Here is a 12,425-nt window from a genome sequence, read left to right on the forward strand (position 1 = left end):
ACCGAAATGCATTCCGGACTGATCCTCATCCTCTGGTTGGCGGCCGTGGCGTCGATCCAGCTGCTGCCGCCTGCCGTGCTCGCGGCCGGGGTGGCGGCGGGCCTGCTCGCGGCTGCTGCGTGGGCGCGCGTTCGCACCCTTCGGCTGTTGCGCCGGGTGCGCGTGCTGTTGATCGCGATCACCGTGTTGTTCGCATGGTTCACGCCTGGCGAAGCCCTGTTCCTCGATTGGCCCCGGCTCGGCCCGAGCCGCGAGGGCGCAATCCTCGCGGCCCTGCACGCGGCGCGTCTGGTCGCCGTGGTGTGTGCGGTCGGGCTGCTGCTCGAGTGCTTGCCGCTGCAGCGGCTCGTGGGCGGGCTGCATGCACTCAGTCGGCCGCTCGCGGTGATCGGGGTTTCGCCCGAGCGCCTGGCGCTGCGACTGCTGCTGGTGTTGCGCTACGTCGAGGCGACACCGCGCGCTGCGGGCAAGCCGAACTGGCGCGACTGGCTTGCCGATGAGGGGGATTCGCCTGCGGACGAGGTGGTGCGGCTCCATCGTGAGCGGCTGGGAGTGCTCGATGGCCTGATCGGCCTGGGCGTGTTTGCCGTCCTGTTGTGGTGGAACCTGTCGTGAAACGCATCGTGCTCGGACTCGAATACGCAGGCGATGCCTTCTGCGGCTGGCAGAGCCAGTCACATGGGCGCACCGTGCAGGATGTCCTCGAGCGCGCGCTGGCCCAGATCGCCGGGGAGCCCGTTCGCACGCACTGCGCCGGGCGCACCGACACCGGCGTGCACGCGAGCGCCCAGGTGGCGCATTTCGATACCCGTGCGCAGCGACCGTCCTCCGCCTGGGTACGCGGCGTCAATGCGCTGTTGCCGCCAGCCGTGGTGGTGCGCTGGTCGGCCGAGGTGGGCGAGGATTTCCACGCCCGCTTCCTTGCCTGCGAGCGACAGTACCGCTACATCCTGCACAACGCGCCGACGCGTCCGGCAATGCTCGCCGGACGGGTGGGCTGGTTCCACCTTCCGCTCGATACGGCGCGCATGGCGGAAGCGGCCGAGTGCCTCGTCGGGACGCACGACTTCTCCTCCTTCCGCGCCGCCGGCTGCCAGGCGAAGACGCCGGTGCGGCTGATGAAGGAGGCGCGCGTGGTGCGCCAGGGCGATTACGTACTCTTCGACTTTCGTGCCAACGGCTTCCTGCACCACATGATCCGCAATCTGGTCGGTGCCCTGGTCTACGTCGGCAAGGGGCGTCATCGGGTCGAGTGGATGCGCGAGTTGCTCGAGGCGCGCGACCGCACCCACGCGGCGCCGACCTTCGCGCCGGACGGGCTCTACCTGTGCGGCGTGGCCTACCCGCCGCGCTGGCCGCTGCCCAACGATGGGCGTATCATCGCGCTGCCCCAGCTACCCCTCGTCTGAATGTCCCGTACCCGAATCAAGATCTGCGGCCTCACGCGCCCGCAGGACGTGCGCGCGGCCGTCGAGTCCGGCGCCGATGCGATCGGCTTCGTGTTCTATCCGCCCAGCCCGCGGGCGGTCTCCGTCGACCAGGCCGCCGAACTCGCCGCCCTGTTGCCGCCCTTCGTGAGCTCCGTAGGCTTGTTCGTGAACGCGGCTTCGCCCGAAGTCGATGCGGTGTTGGCTCGTGTTCCGCTGCAACTTCTGCAGTTCCACGGTGACGAAAGCGAGTCTGATTGTGCCCGCTACGGACGCCCCTGGATCAAGGCGGCACGGATGCGCCCCGGGGTCGATCTGCTAGAATTCGCGACTTTCCATCCGCGCGCCAGCGGCATCCTGGTCGATGCCTTCGTCGATGGCTATGGCGGCGGTGGGCAGACCTTCGACTGGTCGCTGATCCCGCAGGGTTTCGGCAGGCCGCTCGTGCTTTCCGGCGGGCTCGATGCAGACAACGTGACCGAGGCCGTGCGCCGCATCCGCCCCTGGGCGGTCGATGTATCGAGCGGCGTGGAAAGTGCCAAGGGGATCAAGGATGCGGCGAAGATCGCCGCCTTCATTGCCGGAGTTCGACATGCAGATGGCTGACACGCCTTACCAGTTTCCCGACGCCAGCGGACACTTCGGTCCATACGGCGGCGTCTTCGTTTCCGAGACGCTGATGCCTGCGCTGGCCGAGTTGCGCGAGGCCTACGCGGCCTGCCAGAACGATCCGGAGTTCATCGCCGAGTTCGAATACGAGCTCAAGCACTACGTCGGCCGCCCAAGCCCGATCTACCACGCCAAGCGCTGGTCGAGCATCCTCGGTGGCGCGCAGATCTACCTCAAGCGCGAGGACCTCAACCACACCGGCGCGCACAAGGTGAATAACTGCATCGGCCAGGCGATGGTCGCCCGCCGCATGGGCAAGCCGCGCGTGATCGCCGAGACCGGCGCCGGCCAGCACGGCGTCGCCACCGCCACCGTGGCCGCGCGCTACGGCATGGAGTGCGTGGTCTACATGGGCTCGGAGGACGTCAAGCGCCAGGCCGCCAACGTCTATCGCATGAAGCTGCTCGGCGCCACCGTGGTGCCGGTCGAGTCGGGCTCGAAGACGCTGAAGGATGCGTTGAACGAGGCCATGCGCGACTGGGTGACCAACGTCGCCGACACCTTCTACATCATCGGCACCGTGGCCGGTCCGCACCCCTATCCGATGATGGTGCGCGACTTCCAGTCGGTGATCGGCAAGGAGTGCCTGGTGCAGATGCCCGACATGGTGGGGCGCCAGCCGGATTACGTGATCGCCTGCGTGGGCGGCGGCTCGAACGCGATGGGCATCTTCCATCCCTACATCGGCGTGCCCGGCGTGAAGCTCGTCGGCGTCGAGGCTGCGGGGGACGGCCTCGACACCGGCCGCCACTCGGCCTCGCTCACGGCCGGGCGGCCGGGCGTGCTGCACGGCAACCGCACCTACCTGCTGCAGGACGAGGATGGCCAGATCATCGAGACGCATTCGGTGTCGGCCGGCCTCGACTATCCGGGCGTCGGCCCGGAGCACGCATGGCTCAAGGACACCGCGCGCGCGGAGTACGTCGGCATCACCGATGCCGAGGCGCTCGAGGCCTTTCACAACCTGTGCCGGCTCGAGGGCATCATCCCCGCGCTCGAGTCTTCCCACGCACTCGCCTACGCAGCCAAGCTCGCGCCGAAGCTGCCCAAGAACAAGATCCTGCTGGTTAACCTATCCGGCCGTGGCGACAAGGACATGCACACCGTCGCCGAACGCTCCGGCATCCAGTTCTGAACCTGACGCGGGCCGCTGATGCGGCCCGCAGTGTGATCGAGACATGTCGCGAATCCAGACCGTTTTCCAGCGCCTAGAGGCCGATGGCCGCAAGGCGCTGATCCCCTTCGTCACCGCCGGCTTTCCGGCGCCCGAGCTCACCCTGCCGTTGATGAACGCGCTGGTCGACGGCGGCGCCGACATCATCGAGCTCGGCGTGCCGTTCTCCGACCCGATGGCCGACGGCCCCACCATTCAGCGCGCCTCCGAGCGTGCGCTCGCGCAGGGCATGAGCTTGCGCAAGGTGCTCGAGACCGTGCGCGCCTTTCGCGCCACCAACGCCGACACCCCGGTGGTGCTGATGGGCTACGCCAACCCGATCGAGGCCATGGGCGCCGAGCGTTTCGTCTCCGCAGCCCATGAAGTGGGGGTCGATGGCGTGCTGGTGGTCGATTACCCGCCGGAGGAGTGCGTGAGCTTCGCCGCCACCGCCAAGGCGGGCGGGCTCGATCCGATCTTCCTGCTCGCGCCGACCTCGTCGGAGCAGCGCTTCGCCGACGTCGCCCGTGCGGGCAGCGGCTACATCTACTACGTGTCCCTCAAGGGCGTGACCGGCAGCGCCAAGCTCGACGTCGAGGACGTCGCCCGCCGCATCCCGCAGATTCGCGCCGCGGTCGGCATGCCGGTGGGCGTGGGCTTCGGCATCCGGGATGCCGAGAGCGCGCGCCGGGTCGGCGCGGTGGCCGATGCGGTGGTGATCGGCAGTCGCATCATCGAGGAAATCGAACAGAACCCGGGCGCCGAAGTGGCGCGTGTGACCGCCTTCATGCGTGACATCCGCGTCGCGCTCGACGGTCTCGCAGCGGGCAAAGGAGTCTGACCATGAGCTGGTTGCAGAAGCTGCTTCCACCCAAGATCAAGCGCGGCGACACGCCGGCGCGCAGCAAGTCCATCCCCGAAGGCCTGTGGAGCAAGTGCGAGGGCTGCGAGTCCGTGCTCTATCGCTCGGATCTCGACGGCAACCTGAGCGTGTGCCCGAAGTGCGGTCATCACCACCGCGTGGGCGCGCGCCGCCGCCTCGACCTGCTCCTCGATGCCGAGGGGCGGGTGGAGATCGGCGCCGAGGTGACGCCGGTGGACGCACTCAAGTTCAAGGATTCGCGCAAGTATCCCGAGCGCCTTTCCGCAGCCACCGCCGACACCGGCGAGGCCGACGCGATGGTGGTGATGCGCGGCGCGATCAAGAGCGTCCCGGTGGTGGTCGCCTGCTTCGAGTTCGAGTTTCTCGGCGGCTCGATGGGGTCGGTCGTCGGCGAGCGCTTCGTGCGCGGCGCGAAGGCCGCCTTCGAGCAGCGCGTGCCCTTCATCTGCATCACCGCCTCGGGCGGCGCCCGCATGCAGGAGGGGCTGCTGTCGCTGATGCAGATGGCCAAGACCACGGCCGCGATCACCCGTCTGGCCGAGCGTCGCCTGCCCTTCGTGACCGTGCTCACCGACCCCACCATGGGGGGCGTGTCGGCGAGCTTCGCCTTCATGGGTGACGTGGTCATTGCCGAGCCGAACGCGCTGATCGGCTTCGCCGGCCCGCGCGTGATCGAGCAGACCGTGCGCGAAAAACTCCCCGAGGGCTTCCAGCGCGCCGAGTTCCTGCTCGAGAAGGGTGCGATCGACCTCATCGTCGATCGTCGCGAGATGCGCGACCAGCTCGCCACCGTGCTCGCGATGCTCAGCCGTCAGCCGGCGGACGTGGTTGCCGGCTGATGGGCGGGGAAACGACGCCGGCGCTGCCGGATAGCCTGGCCGGCTGGCTTTCCCTGCTCGAACAGCGCCATGGGCAGCGCATCGCGCTCGGGCTCGACCGCGTCGCGGCGGTTCGTGAGCGCATGGCGGTGGACTGCGACGCGGTGATCATCACCGTAGGCGGCACCAACGGGAAGGGTTCGTGCTGCGCGATGCTCGAGGCCATCCTGCTCGCAGCCGGCTATCGCGTCGGTTGCTACACGTCGCCGCATCTGTTGCAGTACAACGAGCGGGTCCGTATCGACGGCCGGGAGGCGAGCGACGCGCAGCTGGTCGCGGGCTTCGCGGCCGTCGAGGCCGCGCGCGGTGATGCTCCACTGACCTATTTCGAGCATGGCACGCTGGCCGCATGGCACGTGTTCGCCGCTGCGCGCCCGGACGTCATCGTCCTCGAGGTCGGCCTCGGGGGGCGGCTCGACGCGGTCAATGTGTTCGACGCCGATTGCGCGCTGGTGACGAGCGTGGCAATGGACCACATGGAGTACCTCGGCGACACGCGCGAGGCGATCGGACGCGAGAAGGCAGGGATCTTCCGCGCCGGATGCCCGGCGGTGTGCGGCGACCCGCAGCCCCCGGCCAGCCTGGTCGAGCATGCGGCCGAGGTGGGCGCCGAGCTTTGGGTCAGCGGTCGCGATTTCGGCTTCGGCGGCGATCGCCAGCAGTGGGGCTACTGGCGCTACACCGAGCCGCCCTCGCAGGGCAGCCTGGTCAAGCGCGGCGGCCTGGCCTATCCGGCGCTGCGCGGGGCCAACCAGCTGCTCAACGCGTCCGCCGTCATCACCGTGCTCGAATGCCTGCGGTCGCGCATCCCGGTGTCGATGCAGCACGTTCGCCAGGGGCTGATGCTGGTCGAGGTGCCCGGTCGGTTCCAGGTGCTGCCGGGGCGGCCGAGCATCGTCCTCGATGTCGCCCACAATCCGCAGGCTGCCGGCGTGCTCGCCGACAACCTCGGCAACATGGGCTTCTATCCCGAGACCTGGGCCGTCGTCGGCATGCTCAACGACAAGGACGCCGCCGGGGTGGCGGCGTTGATGGCGGGGCGGGTCGACCACTGGTTGCTGGCCGACCTGCCGGGGCCGCGCGGGCTCGCGGCGGCGGCGCTCGCGCCGGTGGTGCGGGCCGCGAGCGGGAAGGACGACGTCCGCTGCTTCGCCTCGCCCGTGGAGGCGTTTGTTGCGGCGCAAAAGGAAGCGACCGAGGGTGATAGAATCGTGGTTTTCGGATCCTTCCTGACGGTGGCAGATGTGCTTGCAGCGATCAAGGCTGCACGGCACTGACGAGGTTCGGCGGTGAGCGACGCAGACAACCTGGAAATCAAGAAGCGGGCGCGACGCCGGCTGGTCGGCGCGATCGCGCTGGCGCTGCTGGCGGCCGTCGTGTTGCCGACGATCATGGATCAGGAACCGCACCCGGCCGTCCAGGACATCCAGATCACGATTCCCGATCGGGACGCGGCCGCCGCCCTGCGTCGCAGCCCGGGCGCGAGCGAGGCTCAGCCCGCCGTGGGCGCAGTGCCGGTCCCCGAGGACGACCAACTCGCGGCCAGCGACAAGGGTGGCGCGCCGGCAAGCGATGCGCCCGCCGCACGCGTCCCCGAGACACCGGCCGCTGCCGGGGCCCCGAGCCCGGCGCCAGTGCCGACCACCGCGCCCTCGGCGGCGCGCAGCGAGGCGTCCGCTCCGGCTGCGCGCCCGGCCCCCGAGTCGCGTCCGGCTGCACCCTCGGCCGAGGAGGAGGCACGCGTGCGGGCCATCCTCAGCGGCCAGCCGGTGCCGCCGCGTGGCGAGGCATTCGTGTTGCAGGTGGGCGCGTTCAGCGACGCGGCAAAGGCTGCGCGCCTGGTCGACGAGCTGAAGGCGAAGGGTTTCCCGGCCTACACGGAGCGCGCCGGCAACGTGACCCGCGTGCGCGTGGGGCCCATCTCCGGCCGGGCGGCCGCCGATTCCACCGCCTCGCGGCTGAAGGCTGCAGGCCATCAGGCCGTGCTGCAGGCGCGCTGATGGACGCACGATGACGGAATTCGATTACGTCTTCCTGGCGGTGCTCGCCTTGTCGGCCGCGATCGGCATGTGGCGTGGCCTCGTCAGCGAGGTCATGGCCGTGTTGGCGTGGGTGGCGGCATTGTTCGCCGCGTGGCGCTATAACGAACAGGCGGCCGAGGTTTTCGCAGGGCTGATCGTCGAGCCGGTGTGGCGGCAGGTGGCGGGCGGCGCGCTCGTGGTCGTCGGCGTGCTGATCCTCGCGTCGCTGATCCGCTATCTCCTGCGCGAGTTGCTGCGTGCCGCCGGGCTGGGCGCGACAGATCGTTTCTTCGGAGCGCTGTTCGGCATCGCCCGCGGTCTCGCGATCGCCTTCGTGGTGGTGCTGATCGGCGGCCTGGCGGGCGTCTCCCGCGAGCCGTGGTGGACCCAGGCGCTCTTCTCGCCGCCGATGGAATCGGCGGTGATCGCTGCAAAACCCTGGCTGCCTGCAGAGGTGGCCGAAAAGATTCGATTCAGATAGGCGTAACTCCCATGTGTGGAATTCTCGGCGTCGTCGCCACCTCCCCGGTCAACCAGCTGCTCTATGACGGCTTGCAGGTTCTGCAGCACCGCGGCCAGGACGCGGCGGGTATCGCCACTTCGGAGGCAGGGCGCTTTCACATGCACAAGGGCTCAGGGCTCGTGCGCGATGTGTTCCGCACCCGCAACATGCGCAATCTCCAGGGCAACTGGGGCATCGGTCACGTCCGCTACCCGACTGCGGGCTCGGCGTACAACGCCGCCGAGGCGCAACCCTTCTACGTGAACTCTCCCTTCGGGCTGCTGCTTGCGCACAACGGCAATCTGACGAATTCGGAATCGCTCAAGCGCGAGATGTTCCTGTCGGATCTGCGCCACATCAACACCAGCAGCGATTCCGAGGTGCTGCTCAACGTGCTTGCGCACGAGCTGCAGGCGGCGTGCAACGGACTCAAGCTCGACGAGGAGGCGATCTTCCGTGCGGTCGCGGGTGTGCATCGGCGCTGCCGAGGTGCCTATGCGGTGGTGGTGATGATCGCGGGCTACGGCCTGCTCGCCTTCCGCGACCCCTACGGGATCCGCCCGCTCGTCATCGGGCGCAACGACACCGAGGCCGGCGCGGAGTGGCTGGTGGCGTCCGAGTCCGTGGCGCTCGACGTCCTGGGCTTCCGACTGCTGCGCGACGTGGCGCCGGGCGAGGCGGTGCTGATCGACAGTTCCGGCCGGTTCCACAGCCGGCAATGCGCGAGCAAGACGGTTCAGGCGCCGTGCATGTTCGAGTTCGTCTATCTGGCTCGACCCGACTCGATCATCGACGGCGTGTCGGTCTACGAGTCGCGCATGAAGATGGGCGAGTACCTTGCCGACAAGATGCGCCGCACCATGCCCAACGTGCACATCGACGTGGTGATTCCGATTCCCGACTCGAGCCGTCCGTCTGCCATGCAGATGGCGGACCGGCTGGACCTGCCTTTCCGTGAGGGTTTCGTCAAGAACCGCTACATCGGCCGCACCTTCATCATGCCGGGCCAGGCGACCCGCCGGAAGTCGGTGCGCCAGAAGCTCAACACGATCCACCAGGAGTTCAAGGGCAAGAGCGTGCTGCTGGTCGACGACTCGATCGTGCGCGGCACGACCAGCAAGGAGATCGTCAACATGGCGCGCGAGGCGGGCGCGACCCGGGTCTATCTCGCCTCGGCCGCACCGCCGGTGCGCTACGCCAACGTGTACGGGATCGACATGCCCACGCGCGGCGAGCTGATCGCCTCCGATCGCACCGAGGCGGAAATCTGCCGCGAGATCGGTGCCGATGGCCTGATCTACCAGGACCTCGATGATCTCAAGGCCTCGGTGCGGGCGCTCAACCCGGCGATCAGCTTCTTCGAGACGTCTTGCTTCGATGGCCAGTACATCACCGGTGACATCACCGCCGAGTACCTCAACGGCGTCGAGAACCAGCGTGGCGAGGCCAAGCCGGCGAAGATCGACGGCGGCGACGACGACGACGGTCAGCTCGATCTCAATCTCGCCTCGGGCGGCGAGCGCTGATCCAGCCGCGCCGCCCCTCATCCAGAACGAAGTCCGAGCTCATGAGCGTCCCTGAATTCCCGGCCTACCACCCCGACACCCTTGCCGTGCGTGCGGGCATCGAACGCACGCCGTTCGGCGAGCACGGCGACGCGATGTACCTGACGTCGAGTTTCGTCTTCGAGAACGCCGCGCAGGCCGCCGCACGCTTCTCCGGCGCGGAGGAGGGCTACGTTTACGCCCGCTTCTCTAACCCGACGGTGACGGCGATGCAGACCCGGCTCGCTGCCCTCGAAGGTGGCGAGGCGTGCGTCGCCACGGCGTCGGGCATGTCGGCGATCATGTCGCTGGCGATGGCGACGCTGCAGGCCGGTGACCATGTGGTGGCCTCCAACGGCCTCTTCGGCGCCACCCAGCAACTGTTCGGCGGCATCCTCTCCAGGTTCGGTATCGAGACCTCCTTCGTACCCGCGACCGATCTCGATGCATGGCGTGACGCGCTCACGCCGCGCACGCGCCTGTTCTTCACGGAGACGCCGTCCAACCCCCTCACCGAGGTTGTGGACATTGGCGGCGTGGCGGCCATCGCACGCGCAGCCGGGGTGCTTTTCGCGGTCGACAACTGTTTCTGTTCGCCGGCCTTGCAGAGGCCGCTGGATCTCGGTGCCGATGTCGTCGTGCATTCGGCGACCAAGTACCTCGATGGTCAGGGGCGCGTACTCGGCGGCGCGGTGGTCGGCAGCAAGGCGGTGACCGACGAGGTGTTGAAGTTCCTGCGCACCGCAGGTCCGACGCTGTCGCCATTCAATGCCTGGGTGATCCTGAAGGGGCTGGAGACCCTGCGCATCCGCATGGAGGCGCAGTCGGCGAGCGCCCTCGCACTTGCGCGCTGGCTCGAGACGCAACCTGGCGTGGCGCGCGTGCATTACCCCGGGCTGGCCTCCCATCCGCAGCATGCCCTGGCGATGCGCCAGCAGAAGACGGGCGGGGCGATCCTCAGCTTCGAAGTGGAAGGCGGGCGAGAGGCAGCATGGAGGGTCGTCGACTCTAGCCGCCTGATCTCGATTACCGCCAATCTTGGAGACACCAAGAGCACGATCACCCACCCGGCGACGACCACCCACGGCCGCATCAGCGCGGAGGCACGTGCCACCGCAGGGATCGTCGAGGGGCTGCTGCGGGTCGCGGTCGGGCTCGAGGATGTCGAGGACCTCAAGGAAGACCTGGCGCGCGGGTTGGCGCGGGGCTGAAGCGGCCGCGCGCGGTGGCCGAAGATCGGGGGCGCGCCGGCGGCCCCGCAGCGGGGCCTGCGCGCGGTGGCCGCAACGAGCGGGCGGTATTCGCCCCGACTCGCCTCGATCAGTATTCGAGCACGCGCGGCAACTCCTTGGCCTGCGCGACCCACTTGGTGACGTCGGCCTCGGGCGGCACGCGCCGCGTCAGCTTCTTCTGGGCATTGACCTCGGCGAGCGTCGCCGCCAGGTTGGCCGGCGAGCGGCGGGCGAGGGCGGGCACGGTGTCGACACCGGCGGCTTCGAGCAGCTGCGCATAGTCGGAGCCGACGCCGCTGATGCGGTAGAGGTCGGCCATGTTGGCGAACTTCAGCACCTGGGCGGCAGAGAGGCCGGTCGCCTCGGCGAGCTTGGCGCGCGCCGACGGCGTGGTGCTCGCGGCGAGCAGCGAGTCGGTGTCCTTCACGCCGGCGTCGCGGAACTTCTTGCCGGTGACTTCGCCGATGCCTTCGATGTCTTCGATCTTGTAGTTCGCCATCGTGTTACCTCCATGGTGTGTTCCGGAATGGGCAAGCGCGGCGACGCGCACCGCTCCAGGCGGCCTCGCGCATCGATTCCACGTACGAGGATGATAACGCGCGGTCGAGCACGGATCCGTGAGATCCTGCCGCGCCGGCTGCAGGCCCGGGTGTCAGCCGCCGCTCAGCGCCTGCACGATGACGAGCGTGTCGCCGGCGTGCAGCTCTTGGGCCGGATCGAAGATCTGGCCGTTCGCGACGAAGAAGCGGATGTGTCGCCGCAATCGGCCCTGTTCGTCGAGCACCCGGAAGCGGATGCCGGGGAAGCGACGGTCGAGATCGGACAGCACGGCCGCGAGCGTCGCGCCCTCGGCCTCGACTTCGCGTGCGCCGGTATAGGACAGCAGCGGCGTCGGGATCTGCACCTTCATGTCGATCAGGCCGCCGGGAAGCCCACCTCCACCGCGAAGATCTCGGGCAGATGGCGTGCGATGCAGTGCCACGAGGCGCCCTCGTCGCCACTCATCCACAGCTCGCCGCTGGTGGTGCCGAAATAGAGGCCCAGCGGCTCGCAGCGATCGGCCGTCATCGCCTGGCGCTTGACGGTCCACCAGGCCTGCGCGGATGGCAGGCCGTCGTCCAGGCGTTGCCAGCTGGCCCCCGCGTCGCGCGTGCGGTACACCGCAGGCCTGCCACCGGGGCTGGTACGCGGCCAGACGTCGCTGCCATCCATCGGGAAGATCCAGGCGCAGTCGGCGTCGCGCGGATGAACGACGAGCGGGAAGCCGATGTCTCCGATCTCCTCCGGCATGTTGCGGCCGATGCGGACCCAGGTGTCGTCGGGACGGTCGAGGCGGTATACCCCGCAGTGGTTCTGCTGGTACAGGCGGTCGGGCGCGCTCGGGCAGAGGCGCACGCAATGCGGGTCGTGGAAGGTCGGGTCGGAGACGTCGAAGCCTTCCACCACCTCGAGCCCCTTGATGATCGGCGTGAAGCTTCTGCCGCCGTCGCATGACTCGTGTACGCCGCCACCCGACATCCCGATGTAAAGATGTTGCGGGTCGCGAGGGTCTACGTTGATCGAGTGCAGTTTGGGACCGTCCGGGGTGCCGTCCTGAGCGCTGCCCATCCAGCGCCGAAAGTCCGGATCGTCGTTGAGGCAGGAAAAGGGTGACCAGCGCAGGCCGCCGTCGGTCGATCGGAACAGGCCCTGAGGCGAAGTGCCGGCGAACCAGCAGCTGGGGTCGGTGGCGTGAGCCGGGGTGAGCCAGAAGCTGTGGTCGACGGCGCGGCCGGTCTCGCCGTGCGGGGCGCGGGCGAAGGCGGGCGGCTGCTCGGCCTCGGCCCAGCTCTGGCCGAAATCGGTCGAGCGGAACAGGGTGGGCCCGAGATGACCCGTCTTTGCCGCTGCCAGCAGCGTGCGCCCGTCGCGCGGATCGAGCACCAGGTGGCTGACGATGTGACCGAGCAGGTGAGGGCCGCTTACGCGCCAGTGCTCGCGGCGGGCATCGCCGTGGTACAGCCACGCGCCCTTGCGCGTCGCCACCAGCAGGACGAGAGCCGGCGCGGGTGCGGTGCCCGCAGGGGCGTTGTCTGGGGTGTTCATCTTCGCTCTCCGTGCGGGGCTGGCGCCGCTC

The 12,425-nt window shown here is 68.8% G+C and carries 14 protein-coding genes; 11 read left to right on the plus strand and 3 right to left on the minus strand.

The window, feature by feature from the left end; genetic code table 11:
- The first annotated feature begins 6 nt into the window (after positions 1–6).
- The 11 genes from AAG895_RS06620 to AAG895_RS06670 are packed head-to-tail and all read left to right on the plus strand — an operon-like array spanning position 7 to position 10,288.
- On the plus strand, positions 7–615 hold the full coding sequence (locus AAG895_RS06620; RefSeq protein ID WP_345795244.1) for a CbiQ family ECF transporter T component: 609 nt from the start codon (positions 7–9) through the stop codon (positions 613–615).
- Positions 612–1,409: a tRNA pseudouridine(38-40) synthase TruA gene (gene truA / locus AAG895_RS06625; protein ID WP_345794719.1), complete on the plus strand. Its 798-nt coding sequence runs from the start codon at positions 612–614 to the stop codon at positions 1,407–1,409. Before AAG895_RS06620 ends, truA begins: the two co-directional genes overlap by 4 nt.
- A complete protein-coding gene (locus tag AAG895_RS06630) occupies positions 1,410–2,033 on the plus strand; it encodes a phosphoribosylanthranilate isomerase (RefSeq protein ID WP_345794720.1) in 624 nt (207 codons plus the stop codon).
- Positions 2,020–3,231, plus strand: a complete 1,212-nt coding sequence (gene trpB / locus AAG895_RS06635; protein ID WP_345794721.1) for a tryptophan synthase subunit beta — start codon at positions 2,020–2,022, stop codon at positions 3,229–3,231. Before AAG895_RS06630 ends, trpB begins: the two co-directional genes overlap by 14 nt.
- Before the next feature lie 43 nt (positions 3,232–3,274).
- Entirely contained in the window at positions 3,275–4,090 is an 816-nt protein-coding gene (gene trpA, locus AAG895_RS06640; RefSeq protein WP_345794722.1) for a tryptophan synthase subunit alpha, read from the plus strand.
- 2 nt (positions 4,091–4,092) lie between these two features.
- Positions 4,093–4,971: an acetyl-CoA carboxylase, carboxyltransferase subunit beta gene (gene accD, locus AAG895_RS06645; protein ID WP_345794723.1), complete on the plus strand. Its 879-nt coding sequence runs from the start codon at positions 4,093–4,095 to the stop codon at positions 4,969–4,971.
- Positions 4,971–6,287 (plus strand): bifunctional tetrahydrofolate synthase/dihydrofolate synthase, encoded by a 1,317-nt coding sequence (gene folC / locus AAG895_RS06650; protein ID WP_345794724.1) that lies wholly within the window; start codon positions 4,971–4,973, stop codon positions 6,285–6,287. Before accD ends, folC begins: the two co-directional genes overlap by 1 nt.
- 12 nt (positions 6,288–6,299) lie before the next feature.
- On the plus strand, positions 6,300–7,010 hold the full coding sequence (locus AAG895_RS06655) for an SPOR domain-containing protein (protein WP_345794725.1): 711 nt from the start codon (positions 6,300–6,302) through the stop codon (positions 7,008–7,010).
- A gap of 10 nt (positions 7,011–7,020) precedes the next feature.
- Positions 7,021–7,512: a CvpA family protein gene (locus AAG895_RS06660; RefSeq protein WP_345794726.1), complete on the plus strand. Its 492-nt coding sequence runs from the start codon at positions 7,021–7,023 to the stop codon at positions 7,510–7,512.
- An 11-nt stretch (positions 7,513–7,523) separates the two neighbouring features.
- Positions 7,524–9,059, plus strand: coding sequence for an amidophosphoribosyltransferase (purF, locus tag AAG895_RS06665; protein ID WP_345794727.1), 1,536 nt, complete (start codon positions 7,524–7,526; stop codon positions 9,057–9,059).
- Positions 9,060–9,100: 41 nt separating this feature from the next.
- On the plus strand, positions 9,101–10,288 hold the full coding sequence (locus tag AAG895_RS06670) for an O-succinylhomoserine sulfhydrylase (RefSeq protein WP_345794728.1): 1,188 nt from the start codon (positions 9,101–9,103) through the stop codon (positions 10,286–10,288).
- 109 nt (positions 10,289–10,397) lie between these two features.
- Here AAG895_RS06670 and AAG895_RS06675 read toward each other — a convergent pair whose 3' ends face one another.
- The 3 genes from AAG895_RS06675 to AAG895_RS06685 all read right to left on the minus strand — a co-directional run bounded on the left by AAG895_RS06675 (position 10,398) and on the right by AAG895_RS06685 (position 12,394).
- Positions 10,398–10,808, minus strand: a complete 411-nt coding sequence (locus AAG895_RS06675) for a DUF4332 domain-containing protein (protein WP_345794729.1) — start codon at positions 10,806–10,808, stop codon at positions 10,398–10,400.
- A 153-nt stretch (positions 10,809–10,961) separates the two neighbouring features.
- Positions 10,962–11,219 (minus strand): MoaD/ThiS family protein, encoded by a 258-nt coding sequence (locus tag AAG895_RS06680; RefSeq protein ID WP_345794730.1) that lies wholly within the window; start codon positions 11,217–11,219, stop codon positions 10,962–10,964.
- A 5-nt stretch (positions 11,220–11,224) separates the two neighbouring features.
- Positions 11,225–12,394, minus strand: coding sequence for a glycosyl hydrolase (locus tag AAG895_RS06685; RefSeq protein WP_345794731.1), 1,170 nt, complete (start codon positions 12,392–12,394; stop codon positions 11,225–11,227).
- Positions 12,395–12,425 lie beyond the last annotated feature (31 nt).

Source organism: Thauera sp. JM12B12, from assembly GCF_039614725.1.
Classification (GTDB): Bacteria; Pseudomonadota; Gammaproteobacteria; order Burkholderiales; family Rhodocyclaceae; genus Thauera.

Excerpts from the sequence above, each read along its gene's own strand:
- AAG895_RS06675 (WP_345794729.1), bottom strand. The coding sequence starts at position 10,808 with ATGGCGAACTACAAGATCGAAGACATCGAAGGCATCGGCGAAGTCACC.
- accD (WP_345794723.1), top strand. The coding sequence starts at position 4,093 with ATGAGCTGGTTGCAGAAGCTGCTTCCACCCAAGATCAAGCGCGGCGAC.
- trpB (WP_345794721.1), top strand. The coding sequence starts at position 2,020 with ATGCAGATGGCTGACACGCCTTACCAGTTTCCCGACGCCAGCGGACAC.
- AAG895_RS06680 (WP_345794730.1), bottom strand. The coding sequence starts at position 11,219 with ATGAAGGTGCAGATCCCGACGCCGCTGCTGTCCTATACCGGCGCACGC.
- AAG895_RS06620 (WP_345795244.1), top strand. The coding sequence starts at position 7 with ATGCATTCCGGACTGATCCTCATCCTCTGGTTGGCGGCCGTGGCGTCG.
- trpA (WP_345794722.1), top strand. The coding sequence starts at position 3,275 with ATGTCGCGAATCCAGACCGTTTTCCAGCGCCTAGAGGCCGATGGCCGC.
- AAG895_RS06670 (WP_345794728.1), top strand. The coding sequence starts at position 9,101 with ATGAGCGTCCCTGAATTCCCGGCCTACCACCCCGACACCCTTGCCGTG.
- AAG895_RS06685 (WP_345794731.1), bottom strand. The coding sequence starts at position 12,394 with ATGAACACCCCAGACAACGCCCCTGCGGGCACCGCACCCGCGCCGGCT.
- purF (WP_345794727.1), top strand. The coding sequence starts at position 7,524 with ATGTGTGGAATTCTCGGCGTCGTCGCCACCTCCCCGGTCAACCAGCTG.
- folC (WP_345794724.1), top strand. The coding sequence starts at position 4,971 with ATGGGCGGGGAAACGACGCCGGCGCTGCCGGATAGCCTGGCCGGCTGG.
- AAG895_RS06660 (WP_345794726.1), top strand. The coding sequence starts at position 7,021 with ATGACGGAATTCGATTACGTCTTCCTGGCGGTGCTCGCCTTGTCGGCC.
- AAG895_RS06630 (WP_345794720.1), top strand. The coding sequence starts at position 1,410 with ATGTCCCGTACCCGAATCAAGATCTGCGGCCTCACGCGCCCGCAGGAC.